Source organism: Pseudaminobacter sp. Soil_N_29, assembly GCF_057656055.1.
In genome coordinates this window covers 434,888-450,787 of the sequence record NZ_JBDGLC010000001.1, presented here as the reverse complement: position 1 = coordinate 450,787, position 15,900 = coordinate 434,888, and the positions used below count along the sequence as shown (strand labels likewise).

The following is a 15,900-nucleotide window of genomic DNA, read 5'->3' as shown; positions in this document are numbered from 1 at the left end:
CGGATCAAACCATGGCGGGCGAGGACTTTGGCATCGCGGTTGTCGGTGCGGGCGGGTGGGGCGGCAATATTGTGCGCAGCGTTGCGGAGCTCGGCCTGCTGGCAGCGATAGTCGATCCGGATATGGTCCGAGCCTCGGAACTGGCTGCCCAATATGGCTGCCGGGCCGCCTCGCTGGAGGAGGTGCTGGGCGATCCTTCAATTCCGGGCGTGATCGTTGCCGCACCGGCGCACCTGCATTTTGATATTGCCAGCGAGGCGTTGGAAGCCGGCAAGGATGTCTATGTCGAGAAGCCGCTGGCGCTGAACACCGCCGACGGGCGCAGGCTGGTGGAACTGGCTGAGTCCCAAGGCCTGCTCCTGATGGTGGGGCACCTGCTGCAATATCACAACGCCTTCATCAGGCTGCGCGAGCTTGCCGCCTCAGGCGCGTTCGGCCGCCTGCTGAACATCTATTCCCGCCGTCTCAACATGGGCAAGGTTCGCCGCGAGGAAGACGCGCTCTGGAGCCTTGCGCCGCACGATCTTTCGATGATCCTTTCGCTGGCGGGGGAGGCGCCGTCCCGGGTCGACTGCCACGCGCTGCCTGTGCTTCACCCGCAGATCAGCGATACGTCCATCGTTCACCTGGAATTCGAAACCGGGCTGAAGGCGCATATCCACATCTCCTGGCTCAACCCGATCAAGGAGCAACGGCTTGTCGTCGTGGGCACCGATGCGATGGCGGTGTTTGACGATTGCCTGCCATGGGACCGCAAGCTTGCGGTGTTTCGCGGCGGCGTCTCGTGGAAGAATGGCGTGCCGGTGGCAAAGACAGTGGAGCCGGAATATGCCGTTCTGGAGCCGAACGAGCCGCTGAAGGACGAATGCCGGCATTTTGTCGAGTGCATCCGTAGCAGACGGCAGCCGCGAACCGATGGCGCGGAAGGCCTGGGCGTGCTGGCGGTGCTGGAAAAGGCCAGCGCACCGAAGCGGCAGGCGGCGCATCCGGGCGTGCACCCTACCGCTGTCGTCGACGATGGAGCCTCGATCGGCAAGGGAACGAAGATCTGGCACTTCAGCCACGTGCTTCAGGGAAGCACTATCGGGGAAAACTGCGTCGTCGGCCAGAATTGCGTGATCGGCCCCGATGTGACGGTGGGCGACCGCTGCAAGATCCAGAACAATGTTTCCCTCTACAAGGGCGTGACGCTTGCGGATGGAGTGTTTTGCGGCCCTGCGTGCGTCTTCACCAATGTGCTCGCACCGCGTGCTGAATATGAGCGCAAGCACGAGTTCCGCGAGACGCCCGTAGGACGGGGCGCGACGATTGGGGCGAATGCGACCATCATCTGCGGCAACAGCATCGGCGAGTATGCCATGGTCGCGGCTGGCGCCGTGGTGACCAGAGACGTTCCGGCCCATGCACTGGTTGCTGGCGTGCCGGCGGTGCGAATCGGCTGGGTCAGCCATGCCGGGCGGCGGCTGGGCGAGGATCTGATCTGCCCAGACGAGAGCCGACGCTATCGCGTCACGGAAGGAGGGGCTTTGCAGGAAATCACATGACCGTGGTTGGAAGACATGTCAGCGGTGGCCGGCCGCGCGGCGCTTGACCAGATCGGAATAGAGTTCGCCAAGACGCCGCGCGAGAAGGCCGAAATCGAATTTCGTGACCGCCTGCCGCCGGATTTTTGCGCGGTCAATACCGGGAGGGCGCGCGGCCATGTTGCGAAGCCCGGCGGCAATGCCTTCTGTGGAGTTGTCCACGAGTTCCCCGATGTCAGGCCCGGTGACGTAATCCGGCGGGCCGCCGCAGTTCGTTGCGACCACCGGCAGACCCATCGCCATCGCCTCGATGCCGACCACGCCGAAGGTCTCGACCTCGCTCGAGATTACCAGAAAGTCCGCGCTGGCCATTTCGGCGCGAACGCCGGCGCGGTCGCGGGTCGGGACAAATGTCACCTTATCGGCAACCTCCAGTTCGCCGGCCTTTCGTTTCAGGGCTGCCTCCAAGACGCCGCTCCCGACCAGGCGCAAACGCAGGCGCGGCACGTGCGGCGCGACCATCGCAAAGGCGTCCAGCAAGCGATCGACGCGCTTGACCTCGACCAGGTGGCCGACCCAGAGCGCGGTGATGGTCTCCGTGTCGTGGGCTGTCGGTATCGCTTCGGAGGACTTTGAGTTGGTGCCAGCGGTTGCCAGGTCTGCCCGGTTTGGACAGAGGCATGGGTCGAAGAATTCGCAATTCACCCCGTTGGGCAAGGCCATGATCTTGCGCGGATCGATTTCGGGAAGGCGCTCTTCGATCTCTCCGCGGAGAGCACTGCTGACGGCGATGATCTGGTCCGCCGCGTTCATCGCAAACACGGTATGCCTGCGCATCCGCCGATCGTCGGTGACCAGCGAAAACGGCCCGGTGTGTTCCGTCAGCACCAACGGCACATTGCGCAGCCGCGCCGCGTCGGCCGCCGCGCGCCCGTCAAGGAACGCGGTGTGCGCATGGACGAGATCGTAGTCGAAGCCGGCGGCGATCGAGGGAAGCCAGCGGCGAAGCGAGTTTGCGTAGAACCACGGCCGGAGGAAGGGGCGCGCGAACCCGCCTGCGAAATAGCTGAAGGTTGCAACCGGCACGCCGTCATATTCGGTCCATTGGAAGCTACGGCGCCGGTCCGCTAGTTCGCGCAGGACGCGCATTGCCGCCCTGTGGGGATGGCGCGACAGCCACAGAGGCTTGCCCGTGGCCACGCGCACGTCGACGCCAAAGCACCTCAGCGCCTTGACCTGTTCGTGGACAAAAATGCCTCCCACCGGATTTTCCTCGGTGGGGTACATGTTCGAAATGACCAACACCTTCATGTCGCGTCTTTCGCGGGCGCGGCCTGAAGGCCACCCCGGCCCAAGCCTCCGCCGCCCATGCGGTCTTATAGCCGTAAACCGAAGCCTCCTCCATGGCGCGGCAATTGTCCGATATTGATAAGTGACTGCCCGTAACTGCCATGTCGCCAGGCGGTGCAAAATGCTTCCCTACGCTCGCGAAAAGCAAGACAAGGGGGAGAAAATGCATCTGAATCGCAGGAGTGTCTTGAAGGGGGGAATCGGCGCAGGCATCGCGACCCTGGCCGCGCCATTGGTGATGCGCACCGCAGCACTCGGTGCAGATCCCATCAAGGTTGGCGTTCTGCTCGATCTTTCCGGACCTTTCGAGGTGCTGGGAAAGCCGAAGCTGAACTGTCTGCAGCTTGCCGTTGACGATCTCAACGCCGCCGGCGGATTGCTGGGCCGCCAGGTGGAGCCCGTCATCTACGACACCCAGTCCGACAACCGTCTCTATGCGCAATATGCGCAGCAACTGGCCCTCAAGGACCGCGTCGCCGTGGTGCACGGGGCAATCACCAGCGCCGCGCGCGAGGTGGCCCGTCCCATCCTCGACCGTGCCAAGACGCTCTATTTCTACAACATGATCTACGAAGGCGGCTTGTGCGACCGCAACACCTTCGTGACCGGCCCGACGCCGCAGCAGCTGCTGCGCAACCTCATTCCGCACATGATCAAGACCTATGGCCCGAAGATCTACACGATCGCGGCGGACTACAATTTCGGTCATGATTCCGCGAAGTGGGCAGCCAAGATCGCCAAGGACAATGGCGGCGAGATCGTGGGCGAGGAATTCTTCCCGCTCGATGCCAACAACTTCTCGGCCACCATCAGCCGCATCCAGCAGGCCGGCGCAAACAGCGTGTTCAACGTCTTCGTCAGCCCGCCGCAGGAAGCCTTCTATGGCCAGTGGGCCGCTGCCGGCCTGAACAAGACCATCGGCATGGCCGGCCACGCGTTCGGGGATTCGGGCGAAACGCTGCGCATGCCTGGCGACGTCATCGAAGGCGTAACGGTGGTGAAGAACTACCTCGACGAGATCGACACGCCTCAGAATGCCGAGTTCCTCGCCAAGTACAAGGCGAAGTTCCCCGGCGAGAAAGTGGTCGGGACGCTCGGACCGAGCGACTATCAGGGCATGATGCTGTGGGCCGAAGCCGTGCGCAAGGCAGACACGCTCGACCGCGACAAGGTCATCGAAGTGCTGGAGAGCGGCATTTCCGTCGAGGGGCCGAGCGGCACGGTGACGGTCGATCCGAAGACGCACCATGCGGTCCTGAACATGTATCTCGCAGAAGTGCGGGGCTCCAAGTTCGAGATCAAGGAACGGTGGGAAAACCAGGTTCCGGTAAGCGATGACGCGCGTTGCGACCTGATCGCCAATCCGGACACCAACCAGCAGTTCCCCGTAGAACTTTAAGTCAGCAGTCAATTAGAAAACCGGACAATCGTCATGGAACTGGTCGCCATAACCGGCATCCATATCCTGTACGCTGTCGCCAGCCTGTTCCTGATCGCGGCCGGGCTGGCGATCATCTTCGGCATGATGGGCGTGATCAACTTCGCCCATGGCGAATTCCTCATGATCGGGGGATTCGCCTTCGTGCTGGCGGTGCGTGCAGGCGTAAACTTCTGGATCGCGATGTTCGTGGTCGCACCGCTCGTTGTGATGGTCATTGGCATGGCCGTCGAACGGCTTGTGGTTCGCCACCTCTACGGCCGAACGGTCGAGACGATCCTGGCAACCTGGGGCATCAGCCTGCTGTTCATCGGCATAGCCTCGGTTACGCTGGGCTACCAGCAGCAGGGCGTCAGCGCGCCTTTCGGCAGCGTCGAGATCGGCCAGTATCGCGAAGGCGGCTATACCTTCTTCATCATCGGCCTGGCCGTGGCGGTGCTGGCGGGAATGTATGTCGTGCTGCGCTGGACGCCGTTCGGCCTTATCGCGCGCGGCACGATGCAGAACGCCAACATGGCGGCCGCTCTCGGCACCCATGTCGGCAACGTCTATTCTGTGACCTTCGGGCTGGGGGCCGCCATTTCGGGGCTGGCCGGAGCCGCCTTCGCGCCGATCGCGGGCGTCATGCCCATCTCAGGCCTGACCTATATCGGCAAGGCCTTCATTACGGTGATCGTCGGCGGCGCGCTTCCGCTGACCGGCACGGCGACCTCCTCGGGCCTGCTCGGCGGTGTGAATTCGGTAGTGACTATCCTGTCTAACCCGGTTCTGGGCGAGGTTGCGCTTCTGGCAGCGGCTGTCCTGCTGCTGCGGCTTCTTCCCGCCGGCATCACCGGTCGTTTCTTCAAAGGTGGAATGTGATACGGGAAATCGTCAGCCCAGCTTTTCTGGCGGCATCGGCGATCGGGCTGGTCGTCCTGCTCGGCATCCCGCTCTTGTCGGAAGAATACACGCTCTTCAACCTGTCGGTCTTCGCCGTCATGGCGCTCATGGCCATGAGCCTGAACCTGGTCTGGGGCATCGGCGGCATATTGAGCCTGGGGCAGGCGGTGTTTTTCGGCCTGGGCGGTTATGCCTATGCTATCACGGCCATGAACCTGGACAGCAGCTCATGGGGGCTTGCGGCCGCGATTGCCGTGCCGGCCGTTTTTGCGCTGCTTATGGGCTACTTCACCTTCTACGGCAGGATCAGCGACGTCTATTTCGGCGTGGTTTCGCTGACCTTGTCGCTGATCATGTACAACCTGGTGAACAGCACGTCCGGCGACTTCTACCGCATCGGTTCTGTCCAGATCGGCGGCTATAACGGCATTCCCTCGGTGCCGCCGATCAGCTTGCCTGGCGCATCGGAGCCGCTGGACTTCGTGGGCATGTACTACCTTGCCGGCGGTGCCATGCTGCTTGCCTATCTCGGGACAAGGCTGTTCGTGAAAACGCCATTCGGCAGGGTGGTGATCTCCATACGCGAGAACGAACTGAGGGCCGAACTGCTCGGCTATGACGTGCGCCGCCACAAGCTGCTGCTCTTCATCCTCGGCGCCGCTCTTTCCGGCATTGCCGGGGCACTCTTCGCAGCCTGGGGCGCATTCATCGGGCCCGACAATTTCGCTGTAGGCTTCGCTGCCCAGACGATCATCTGGGTGCTGTTTGGCGGGCTGGGCACGCTGATCGGGCCGGTGGTCGGGGCCATGGTCATCACCGGCCTGACCACCTGGCTCGGCTCGGTGCGGCTGCTGGAGCCCAACATCGTGCTCGGCCTGGTGTTCGTGATTTCCGTTCTGGTGCTGCCCATGGGCATCGTGCCGGCCGCGCGAAAATATGGCGCGCGCCTCCTCAAGACTGGCAAGGACGCTCGGTCGTGATCGTCGAAGTTCAAAACCTGTGGCGCACTTTCGGCGGCGTGGCCGCCGTGGCGGGCGTCAATTTCTCCCTCCAGCCCGGTGAGTTGCGCTGCCTGATCGGCGCCAACGGGGCGGGCAAGAGCACCTTCTTCAAGCTGCTGTCGGGCCAGTTGAAGCCCAGCGCCGGCACCATCCGGATCATGGGGAAAGACACGTCGCGCTACTCGCCCTTCGAGATCGCGCGGCTGGGTGTCGGCATCAAGACGCAGGTTCCGAACCTGTTCAACGGCTTGTCCGTCCGCGAGAACCTGAGGATCGCGGCGATGCGCCGTCTTGGCAGCCGCGAGGCCGAACGCGCCAGCGAGGCCATGCTTGCCGAAGTTTTGCTCGAAAGCATCGCCGCGGAAGAGGTTGGCCGCCTTTCGCACGGCCAGCGCCAGTGGGTGGAACTGGGCATGGTGCTGGTCTGCGACCCCAAGCTCGTGCTGCTGGACGAGCCCGCCGCCGGTATGACCCGGGGCGAGGTCGAGCACACGATTCAGCTTATCAGCAAGCTGCGTGGGGATCGGGCACTGGTGATCGTCGAGCACGACATGCATTTCATCCGCGCGATTGCCGAGAAGGTCACAGTGTTTCATCGAGGGCGCATCATCGTGGAGAACACGATGGAGGAAGTGTTGCGCAATGCCGAAGTGCGGGGCGCCTATCTGGGGCAGAAGGCGGGAGGCCTGAATGTCTGAGCCCCGCTTGCTGGAAGTGCGCGATGTTAGCACCGGCTACGGCCGCGTGCCGGTGCTGAACGGCATGTCGTTCGAGGCTCGTGTCGGCGAGATCGTCGGTCTGCTGGGCCACAATGGCATGGGCAAGACGACCTTGATGAAGCTGCTGGCCGGCATCCTGCCGACATGGGGCGGAGAGATCAGCTTCGAGGGCGTGGACGTGACCCGCGAGCCGCCGCACCTGCGGGCGCGGCGCGGGTTCGGCTATGTGCCGCAAGGGCGCGACATCTTCCCCGGCCTGACGGTGCGCGAGAACCTGGCCTTCGGTGCGGCGGCGGCGCGGCTGAAGACCAACGAGGCCATCGACAGGGCGGTCGAGGATTTTCCCGTGCTGGCCCCGTTGCTGAACCGAAAGGGCGGCGCGCTGAGCGGCGGAGAACAGCAGATACTTGCGCTGGCGCGCGCCCTGAGCGGGCAGCCCAAGCTGCTGCTTCTCGATGAGCCGACCGAGGGCGTGGCCCCGGCAATCGTGGAGGAGATCGAGGCCCACCTTCTAAAACTGGCCACACAACGTTCCTTGTGCGTGGTGGTGGTGGAGCAGGACCTCGATTTCATCAGCAGCACTGCCGACCGCGTCCTGCTGGTGCAGAAGGGCATGATCATTCGCGAGCTTGAACCGCAGATGCTGCGCGATCCCAAAATCATCGACGAATTCATCGGTCTGGAAGAAAAGGTGTAGAGGCAATCCATGTTCAGGAATCCGAATGTTCGCGACCTGCGCCGCGCCGCTGATGCGCTGGGAATGGAGCCGCACGACAGCTACCTTGCCGCGGTAGAGCGCATCGTGCAGCCGCTGAGCGATGCCTATGCGGAGCTTGACCTCATGAACGACGAGCGCCCGGAAATTACCTATGCGCGCACGCCAGGGCGCTTTCCCGCACCCGCCGAGAACCCCTTCGGCGCGTGGTACGTCAAGACCGACATCCGCGGCCGGGAGGATGGTCCGCTTGCCGGCGCGCGGGTGGGCCTGAAGGACAATGTGTGCGTTGCCGGCGTGCCGATGATGAACGGCTCGAGCCTGTTCGAAGGCTTCGTGCCGGACATCGACGCGACGATCGTTACCCGCATTCTCGACGCGGGTGGAGAGATCGCCGGAAAGGCGGTTTGCGAGAATTATTGCGTTTCAGGCGGCAGCCACACAAGCTCGTCGGGGCCGGTGCACAATCCGGTGCGGCCGGGCTATTCGGCCGGAGGTTCTTCATCCGGCAGCGCGGCCGTGGTGGCCGCCGGCGACGTTCCGCTTTCCATCGGAACCGATCAGGCCGGCTCGGTGCGCATTCCATCCAGCTATTGCGGCGTCTATGGTATGAAGCCGACCTATGGCCTCGTGCCTTACACGGGGATCACGCCGCTGGAGCCGTCGATGGATCATGCCGGGCCGATTTCTGCCAATGTGCGAGACAATGCGCGCCTGCTGCAGGCAATCGCCGGTGCCGACGGCATCGATCCTCGCCAGCGCGATGTACAGGTGAACGACTACTCGGCCGAGCTCGACCGCGGCGTTCAGGGCCTGCGCATCGGTGTGGTGAAGGAAGGCTTCGGGCGCGCGAACTCGGAAGCCGGGGTCGACGCCAAGGTGCGCGAAGCGGCTGCGCGCTTTGCCCGCATGGGCGCGGTGGTGGAGGAAATCAGCATACCCATGCACAGCCTGGGCTTTGCGATCTGGGCCCCGATAGCGCATGACGGCGGGCTCTGGACGATGCTGGAAACCCACGGCCTCGGCATTGGCGGCCTGGGACCGAGCGCAGGCAGCCAGCCATATTTTGGCGCGCGTTGGCGAGAGGCCGGCGACGACATGGCCGACACGATCAAGATCATGGCGCTGTTCGGCCGCTATTCCATCGGCCGCTATCATGGCTCCTACTACGCCAAGGCCCAGCGCATGCGGGCACGCCTGCGGGCCGCCTATGACGAGGCGCTGTCGCGTTTCGACCTGCTGCTGATGCCGACGCTGCCCGTGAAGGCTACCCCGCTGCCGCCGCAGGGGGCGGGCCCGGAGGAGGTGACGGCGCGATCCTGGGAGATGATCGGCAATACCTGCGCCTTCAACGTGACCGGGCATCCGGCCATGACCTTGCCCTGCGGAATGGAGGACGGCCGGCCGATCGGCGTGATGCTGACCGGCAAGCATTGGAACGAGGCCACGATCTACGGCGCGGCTGCCGCCTTTGAAGCGGATGGCGACTGGCGGACTTTCTAGTCCGCCGGTCGGATGTTCAGGTCGGGGATGGAGGCGACCTTAGCACCCAGTTTCTGCAAACTTGATCACGCCCGGAAACGGTGCGTGGCCGGGCGGCGGGCGGCATGATCTCGAAGCCGCCCGAACCGCCTATTGTTCGCTTCGGGGAGCAGCATTCCCGGAGCTCGTTCCAGTATTTGCAGGTCGAACGCGTCTCCACGCGCATCCGCAAATACAACTGGGAGCTTTTCCCCCATCGCCACGCCGACCTCCTGCAGATCGCGCTGGTGGAGGCAGGCGAGGGGGAGGTGCAACTCGACCTCGAAAAGCGCGCGTTCGCCGCCCGTTCAGTCGTCGTGGTGCCGCCGCGCATGGTGCACAGCTTCCGCCTGGCGCCGGATGCGCGCGTCTTCATGCTGACAGCGGCCGAAAGCTATCTCGACGAGGCGGTGGCCGGCCACGCCGCACGCGGCCTGTTTGAAATCGTGCGCGGGCCCCACGTTCTCGAACTGGCCGGCGACGCGGAGGCATGGCGCAGCATCCAGTCTTCTTTCCAGAATCTGCGCGCCTACCAGGACCAGAAGAACAGCCGCGCCCGAACCGCGGTGCTGACCGCCAACCTGCTGGCCGTGGTCAGCATTCTGGGCGAGCAGGCGGGCCGGGTGCCGACTACAGTCGCCAACATTCCGCAGCACCGGCTCTACGATCGCTTTCGCGACCTGCTGGAAATCAGCTTTCGCAACGCCAAGTGCGTTGCCGACTATGCGAGCGCGCTGAACGTCACCGAGCGCACGTTGCATCGCGCCTGTACCAGCGTTGCGGGCGAATCGCCGCTGAAGCTGATCCACCAGCGCATTGTCCTCGAAGCACAAAGGCAGCTTCTCTATTCGCACAACACGATTGCCGAGATCGCCTATTCGCTCGGCTTCGAAGAGCCGTCGAATTTCAGCAGGCTCTTTGCCGACAACATGGGCGAGAGCCCCTTGAGCTTCAGGCGCTCTCGCATCGGGTGAGTTGGGCCAGCAGAGCGGAGCGCCGTCACGCTCTTTCGGAGTGCAAGGAACCTGACGCCATTTTGCCTGCGAGGGAGGCTTTCCCTTGGCCCTCGGCGAGGTCTTTCAGCCTGAGCGCAAGTGGCGTCTCGCCGAAGCGCTTGCGGAACGCACGGCTGAGATGCGAGGCGTCGCAGAAGCCCGACTCGGCCGCGATGGAGGCTATCGAGCGGTCGGACTGCTGCACGAGGAAGCGGGCATGCTCCAGGCGGATCATGGTGCAGGCCGCCATTGGCGAGGTCTGCAGCGCCGCCTGGAAGCGACGCTCCAATTGGCGCTTGTTGATGCCCATGCGCTGGGCAAGTTCGGCCACTGTGTAGGGCGTATCCATATTCTGCTGCATCAGGAGCAGCGCCTTCTTCACCATCGGGTCGTTGGTGTGGAGGTCCAGCGGCATGCCCGGCTGCGGGGTTTCCGCGATTTCCGCCTCGTCGAACATCATGATGTGCAGGCTCTTGGTCGCCTGCGCCTTGCCCACATGGCGCTCCACCAGGAAGGCGGCCAGATGCGCCGAACTGGCGCCGCCCGAGCAGGTCAGCCGGTCGCGATCGACCACGAAGATCTGGTCCGAGACAGGTTTCAAACCGTCGAACTGCTCGAGGAAGTCGGCATGATGGAACCAGCTGACACAACAGCGATAGCCGTTCATCAGCCCCGCCTGGTGCAGGATGAAGGCGCCGGTGCACACGCCGACCAGCGGCACATTCGCAGCCGCGGCCTTGCGCAGGAAGCTGTTGTGCTGCGCATTGGCGCTGGGAATCTCGTCCATCAGCCCGCCGACCACGACGATGTAGTCGAACTTTTTCGGGTCGCCGAAGCGCTCCTGCGGTTGCACTGAAACGCCACAGCTCGACTGGACCGGGTGGCCGTCGTCCGACAGCACCGTCCACTTGCACAGGATCGGCCGGCTTCGGTCGCCCTCGTCGGCGGCAAGCCTGAGAACATCGACGAAGTTGGCGAAGGCGCACAGCGTGAAGCGGCGCGCCAGAATGAAGCCGACCGACAGCCGCGCCTTCGGCTCCTTCGCGTCCGGCAATTTCTGCAACCTGTCGGCCATGTTTTCCCGCCTTGAAGGGCTGTCGCAAATCTCTCTTTCAATTGACGCATACATCCTGTGCAAGATCAACGGTCGCGTCGATACTTGGAGCACTTTCCATCGGGAGGAGGTTCCTGTGACCCAGTTTTCCTGGGCGTCGCTTTTGCGTAACGCCTTGACCGGCAACAAGAATTGGCAGCCGCAATGGCCGAATGCCGAGCCCAAGCCGGAGTATGACGTCATCATCGTCGGCGCCGGCGGTCATGGCCTCGGCGCGGCCTACTATCTGGCCAAAGAGCACGGCATCACCAATGTCGCCGTGATCGAAAAAGGCTGGCTCGGCGGCGGCAACACCGGCCGCAACACTACCATCATCCGCTCGAACTACCTCTATGACGAAAGCGCCATGCTCTACGAGCATGCGATGAAGCTGTGGGAAGGGCTGAGCCAGGAACTGAACTACAACGTCATGTTCTCGCAGCGCGGCGTGATGATGCTGGCGCACAACGTGCACGACATTCAGAGCTTCAAGCGCCACATCCATTCCAACCGGCTGAACGGCATCGACAATGAGTGGCTGACGCCGGAGCAGGCGAAGGAATATTGCCCGCCGCTCAACCTCTCTCCCAATGCGCGCTATCCGGTCATGGGCGCGGCACTGCAGCGGCGCGGCGGCGTGGCCCGCCACGACGCGGTTGCCTGGGGCTATGCCCGCGGTGCGGCGGCGCGCGGCGTCGATATCATCCAGAACTGCCCGGTGACCGCGATCCGCCGCGATGCCTCGGGCAAGGTCACCGGCGTCGAGACCGCAAAGGGCTTCATCCGGGCCAAGAAGGTGGCGGTGTCGGCCGCCGGCAGCACCTCGGTGGTGATGGACACGGCAGGCGTCCGGCTGCCGCTGGAGAGTTTTCCGCTGCAGGCGCTGGTGTCGGAGCCGGTCAAGCCGGTGTTCCCCTGCGTGGTCATGTCCAACACGGTTCACGCCTATATCAGCCAGTCCGACAAGGGCGAGCTGGTGATCGGCTCGGGCACCGACCAGTATGTGTCCTACAGCCAGCGTGGCGGCCTGCCGCTGATCGAGCACACGGTTTCGGCGATCTGCGAGGTGTTCCCGATCTTCACCCGCATGCGCATGCTGCGCAAATGGGGCGGCATCGTCGACGTCACGCCCGACCGCTCGCCGATCCTCGGCAAGACGCCGGTTCCGGGCCTCTACGTCAATTGCGGCTGGGGAACCGGCGGCTTCAAGGCGACGCCGGGCTCGGCCCACGTCTTCGCCCACACTATCGCGCGCGACGAGCCGCACTGGATCAATGCGCCGTTCACGCTCGAGCGCTTCACGACCGGCCGGCTGATCGACGAGGCCGCGGCCGCGGCCGTGGCGCACTGAGGGAGGTTCCGCAATGCTTCTGATCCGTTGCCCCTACTGCGAGGCCGAGCGGCCCGAGGTCGAGTTCGCCTATGGCGGCGAGGCCCATATCGCAAGACCCGCCGACCCGTCCGCACTGACCGACGAACAGTGGAAGGACCATCTGTTCATCCGTACTAATCCGCGCGGCACGCATTTCGAGCGCTGGCGCCATGTGCACGGTTGCGGCCGGTTCTTCAACGCCGTCCGCGACACCGTGAGCGACAAGTTCGTGACCACATACAAGGCGGGCCTCCCGCGCCCGACCGAAGCCGAGCTCGAGGGAATGCGCAAATGAACGCCTATCGCATCAAGGGGAAGGGCAGGGTCGACCAGCGCAAGCCCGTGCGCTTCAGCTTCAACGGCGCGACCTATACCGGCTACGAGGGCGACACGCTCGCCTCCGCGCTGCTGGCCAACGGCGTCCACCTGGTGGGGCGCTCGTTCAAATACCACCGCCCGCGCGGCATCCTCTCGGCCGGGTCCGAGGAGCCGAACGCGCTCGTCGGCACCGACCGCGGCAACGGCCGCTTCGAGCCGAACACGCGCGCCACGGTGTTGGAGGTCTTCGAGGGGCTCAACACCACCAGCCAGAACCACTGGCCTTCGCTGAAGCGCGACGTTGGCGCGATCAACGACGCCATGTACATGCTGTTCTCGGCCGGCTTCTACTACAAGACCTTCATGTGGCCGAAGTCCTTCTGGAACAAGGTCTACGAGCCCTTCATCCGCGGCGCGGCCGGCCTCGGCAAGTCGCCCTCGGTTCCCGATCCGGACACCTATGCCAGCCGCCACGCGCATTGCGACGTGCTGGTTGTAGGCTCCGGCCCCGCCGGCCTCGCCGCCGCGCTGGAAGCCGGCAGGAGCGGCGCCAAGGTCATCCTCGCCGACGAGCAGGCGGAACTTGGCGGCTCGCTGCTTTCGGAGAGCGAGGCCACCATCGACGGCCTCTCCGCCTCGGACTGGGTGGCCCGCACGCGGGCCGAACTGGAAGGAATGGCCAACGTCACGCTGCTGCCGCGCACGACAGCGATCGGCTACTATCACCAGAACTTCCTTGGCCTTTGCCAGCGCCTCACCGACCATCTCGCCAACCCGCCGGCGAACGCGCCGCGCGAGCGCATGTGGCGGCTGCGCGCCAAGCAGGTCGTGCTTGCGCAGGGCTCTATCGAAAAGCCGCTCGTCTTTGACGGTAACGACCGGCCGGGCGTGATGCTGGCGGGCGCTGCCCGGACCTATCTCAACCGCTATGGCGTGAAGGTCGGCAACAGCGCGGTGGTCGTCACCTCGCACGACTCTGCCTGGCTTGCCGCGTTCGGCCTCGCCCAGGCGGGCGTCCGCGTGCCGGCGATCGTGGACATCCGCCACACGGTGTCCGATGAGCTCGTGCGGCGTGCCCGCTCCCTCAACATCGAGGTGCTTGCCGGCTGGACCGTTTCGGGCACTGCAGGGCGTCACCGCGTCTCGTCGGTGCGCGTCAACCCGGTCAGCCGGGGCGGCCAGGTTGGCCCGGCCCGCACCATCAACTGCGAGGCGGTGCTGATGAGCGGCGGCTGGACCCCCAGCGTTCACTTGTTCTCGCACACCAAGGGCAAGCTCGACTGGAACGAGGAACTGCAGATGTTCCTGCCCGGCGAGCGGACCGAGGAAAGCCGCTGCGCAGGTGCGGGCAACGGCCACTTCGGACTGGCGGAGGCTCTTCGAGAAGGAGCGGAATCAGGCGCCGCGGCAGCGCGCGATGCGGGCTTCTCCGCACGCGAGTCCAGCTACACGGTTGACGGCGACTTCCCCTGCACGGGTGTCAGCAACCGCGAGCTGCCCTCCGACCGCGATGCCGGCCGCGCAAAGGCCTTCGTCGACTTCCAGAACGACGTGACCGCCAAGGATATCCGCCTTGCCGTTCGCGAAGGCTTCCTGTCGATCGAGCACATCAAGCGCTACACCACCAACGGCATGGCGACCGACCAGGGCAAGACGTCCAACATGAACGGCCTGGCCATCGCCTCCAACGCCGTGGGCAAGGCGCCGCCTTCGGTGGGCCTCACCACCTTCCGGCCGCCTTATACGCCGACCACCTTCGGCGCGTTCGCCGGCTACAATCGCGGTGAGCTGTTCGAGGTCACGCGCAAGACGCCGATCGACAGCTGGGCCGAGGCAAACGGCGCCGTGTTCGAGCCGGTTTCGCTGTGGCGGCGCGCCTGGTACTTCCCCCAGGCTGGGGAATCCATGCACCAGGCCGTGTCGCGCGAATGCAGGGCGGTGCGCCAGTCTCTCGGCATGTTCGACGCCTCCACGCTCGGCAAGATCGAGATCGTCGGGCCGGATGCGGCGGAGTTCATGAACCGCATGTACACCAACGCCTGGACCAAGCTGGCTCCCGGGCGCTGCCGCTACGGCCTGCTGCTGGGCGAGGACGGGTTCATCCGTGACGACGGCGTGATCGGCCGGCTGACCTCGGATCGCTTCCACGTGACCACCACCACCGGCGGTGCGGCCCGCGTGCTCAACATGATGGAGGACTATCTCCAGACCGAGTGGCCGGAACTCAAGGTGTGGCTCACCTCCACCACCGAGCAGTGGGCGGTCATCGCGCTCAACGGGCCCAACGCCCGCAAGCTGATCGAGCCGCTAGTCGAGGGCATCGACCTGTCGGACGAAGCCTTCCCTCACATGTCGGTGGCCGAAGGCAAGATCTGCGGCGTGCCCACGCGGCTCTTCCGCGTCAGCTTCACCGGCGAGCTCGGCTATGAAGTCAACGTGCCCGCCCGCCACGGCCTTGCGGTGTGGAAGGCGCTGCATGAGGCCGGCCAGAAATACGGCATCACGCCTTACGGCACCGAGACGATGCACGTGCTGCGCGCCGAGAAGGGCTACATCATCGTCGGCCAGGACACCGACGGCACGGTCACGCCGGAGGACGCCGGCATCGGCTGGGCCATCGGCAAGGCCAAGCCCGACTTCGTCGGCAAGCGTTCCCTGTCGCGCTCGGACATGCTGAAGGCCGACCGCAAGCAACTCGTGGGGCTGCTGACCAGCGACCCCAAGGTCGTGCTGGAGGAGGGGGCGCAGATCGTCGACGATCCGAACCAGCCCTTGCCGATGAAGATGCTCGGTCACGTTACTTCCTCCTATTGGAGCGAGGCGCTAGGCCGTTCCGTGGCGCTCGCGCTCGTCGAGAGCGGCCGGGCCCGGACGGGCAAGGTCATCCATGTGCCGATGCCGGGCACCACGCACACCGCCGAGGTCGTGGGCACGGTTTTCTTCGACCCCGAAGGCAAGCGCCTCAACGCATAG

At 64.6% G+C, this 15,900-nt stretch carries 13 protein-coding genes; 11 read left to right on the top strand and 2 right to left on the bottom strand.

Features of this window, described 5'->3' with window-relative positions; all coding sequences use genetic code 11:
* Nucleotides 1–11 precede the first annotated feature (11 nt).
* Nucleotides 12–1,544, top strand: coding sequence for a Gfo/Idh/MocA family oxidoreductase (locus tag AC3A4H_RS02130; protein WP_487765212.1), 1,533 nt, complete (start codon nucleotides 12–14; stop codon nucleotides 1,542–1,544).
* A gap of 18 nt (nucleotides 1,545–1,562) precedes the next feature.
* Here AC3A4H_RS02130 and AC3A4H_RS02125 read toward each other — a convergent pair whose 3' ends face one another.
* The gene (locus AC3A4H_RS02125; protein WP_487765211.1) at nucleotides 1,563–2,834 is read right to left on the bottom strand and encodes a glycosyltransferase; all 1,272 of its coding nucleotides are present in this window, start codon (nucleotides 2,832–2,834) and stop codon (nucleotides 1,563–1,565) included.
* Between the two features lie 202 nt (nucleotides 2,835–3,036).
* Here AC3A4H_RS02125 and AC3A4H_RS02120 point away from each other — a divergent pair, with 202 nt between their 5' ends.
* The 7 genes from AC3A4H_RS02120 to AC3A4H_RS02090 all read left to right on the top strand — a co-directional run bounded on the left by AC3A4H_RS02120 (nucleotide 3,037) and on the right by AC3A4H_RS02090 (nucleotide 10,123).
* Entirely contained in the window at nucleotides 3,037–4,272 is a 1,236-nt protein-coding gene (locus AC3A4H_RS02120) for an ABC transporter substrate-binding protein (protein ID WP_487765210.1), read from the top strand.
* Between the two features lie 33 nt (nucleotides 4,273–4,305).
* Nucleotides 4,306–5,172, top strand: coding sequence for an ABC transporter permease subunit (locus AC3A4H_RS02115; protein ID WP_487765209.1), 867 nt, complete (start codon nucleotides 4,306–4,308; stop codon nucleotides 5,170–5,172).
* On the top strand, nucleotides 5,169–6,173 hold the full coding sequence (locus AC3A4H_RS02110; protein ID WP_487765208.1) for a branched-chain amino acid ABC transporter permease: 1,005 nt from the start codon (nucleotides 5,169–5,171) through the stop codon (nucleotides 6,171–6,173). Before AC3A4H_RS02115 ends, AC3A4H_RS02110 begins: the two co-directional genes overlap by 4 nt.
* Nucleotides 6,170–6,892 (top strand): ATP-binding cassette domain-containing protein, encoded by a 723-nt coding sequence (locus AC3A4H_RS02105; protein ID WP_487765207.1) that lies wholly within the window; start codon nucleotides 6,170–6,172, stop codon nucleotides 6,890–6,892. The genes AC3A4H_RS02110 and AC3A4H_RS02105 overlap by 4 nt, the downstream gene beginning before the upstream one ends.
* Complete coding sequence (locus tag AC3A4H_RS02100) at nucleotides 6,885–7,610, top strand: ABC transporter ATP-binding protein (RefSeq protein ID WP_487765206.1); 726 nt, start codon at nucleotides 6,885–6,887, stop codon at nucleotides 7,608–7,610. Before AC3A4H_RS02105 ends, AC3A4H_RS02100 begins: the two co-directional genes overlap by 8 nt.
* A 9-nt stretch (nucleotides 7,611–7,619) precedes the next feature.
* Nucleotides 7,620–9,131, top strand: a complete 1,512-nt coding sequence (locus tag AC3A4H_RS02095) for an amidase (protein ID WP_487765205.1) — start codon at nucleotides 7,620–7,622, stop codon at nucleotides 9,129–9,131.
* Between the two features lie 104 nt (nucleotides 9,132–9,235).
* Nucleotides 9,236–10,123: an AraC family transcriptional regulator gene (locus AC3A4H_RS02090; RefSeq protein ID WP_348778230.1), complete on the top strand. Its 888-nt coding sequence runs from the start codon at nucleotides 9,236–9,238 to the stop codon at nucleotides 10,121–10,123.
* A 25-nt stretch (nucleotides 10,124–10,148) separates the two neighbouring features.
* On the opposite strand, the gene AC3A4H_RS02085 is transcribed toward AC3A4H_RS02090, so the two are convergent.
* Entirely contained in the window at nucleotides 10,149–11,219 is a 1,071-nt protein-coding gene (locus tag AC3A4H_RS02085; RefSeq protein ID WP_487765204.1) for a GlxA family transcriptional regulator, read from the bottom strand.
* 115 nt (nucleotides 11,220–11,334) lie between these two features.
* On the opposite strand from AC3A4H_RS02085, the gene AC3A4H_RS02080 reads away from it, so the two are divergent.
* From AC3A4H_RS02080 to AC3A4H_RS02070, 3 genes are read left to right on the top strand one after another with little or no spacing between them, the layout of a single operon-like run.
* Nucleotides 11,335–12,588 carry a sarcosine oxidase subunit beta family protein gene (locus AC3A4H_RS02080; RefSeq protein WP_348778232.1) on the top strand — a complete coding sequence of 418 codons (1,254 nt, stop codon included), beginning with the start codon at nucleotides 11,335–11,337 and terminating at the stop codon, nucleotides 12,586–12,588.
* A 13-nt stretch (nucleotides 12,589–12,601) separates the two neighbouring features.
* Nucleotides 12,602–12,904 carry a sarcosine oxidase subunit delta gene (locus AC3A4H_RS02075; protein WP_487765203.1) on the top strand — a complete coding sequence of 101 codons (303 nt, stop codon included), beginning with the start codon at nucleotides 12,602–12,604 and terminating at the stop codon, nucleotides 12,902–12,904.
* Nucleotides 12,901–15,900: a sarcosine oxidase subunit alpha gene (locus AC3A4H_RS02070; protein ID WP_487765202.1), complete on the top strand. Its 3,000-nt coding sequence runs from the start codon at nucleotides 12,901–12,903 to the stop codon at nucleotides 15,898–15,900. Before AC3A4H_RS02075 ends, AC3A4H_RS02070 begins: the two co-directional genes overlap by 4 nt.

Coding starts and splice junctions, on each gene's coding strand:
- AC3A4H_RS02130 (WP_487765212.1), top strand. CDS start 12: ATGGCGGGCGAGGACTTTGGCATCGCGGTTGTCGGTGCGGGCGGGTGG.
- AC3A4H_RS02125 (WP_487765211.1), bottom strand. CDS start 2,834: ATGAAGGTGTTGGTCATTTCGAACATGTACCCCACCGAGGAAAATCCG.
- AC3A4H_RS02120 (WP_487765210.1), top strand. CDS start 3,037: ATGCATCTGAATCGCAGGAGTGTCTTGAAGGGGGGAATCGGCGCAGGC.
- AC3A4H_RS02115 (WP_487765209.1), top strand. CDS start 4,306: ATGGAACTGGTCGCCATAACCGGCATCCATATCCTGTACGCTGTCGCC.
- AC3A4H_RS02100 (WP_487765206.1), top strand. CDS start 6,885: ATGTCTGAGCCCCGCTTGCTGGAAGTGCGCGATGTTAGCACCGGCTAC.
- AC3A4H_RS02095 (WP_487765205.1), top strand. CDS start 7,620: ATGTTCAGGAATCCGAATGTTCGCGACCTGCGCCGCGCCGCTGATGCG.
- AC3A4H_RS02090 (WP_348778230.1), top strand. CDS start 9,236: ATGATCTCGAAGCCGCCCGAACCGCCTATTGTTCGCTTCGGGGAGCAG.
- AC3A4H_RS02085 (WP_487765204.1), bottom strand. CDS start 11,219: ATGGCCGACAGGTTGCAGAAATTGCCGGACGCGAAGGAGCCGAAGGCG.
- AC3A4H_RS02075 (WP_487765203.1), top strand. CDS start 12,602: ATGCTTCTGATCCGTTGCCCCTACTGCGAGGCCGAGCGGCCCGAGGTC.
- AC3A4H_RS02070 (WP_487765202.1), top strand. CDS start 12,901: ATGAACGCCTATCGCATCAAGGGGAAGGGCAGGGTCGACCAGCGCAAG.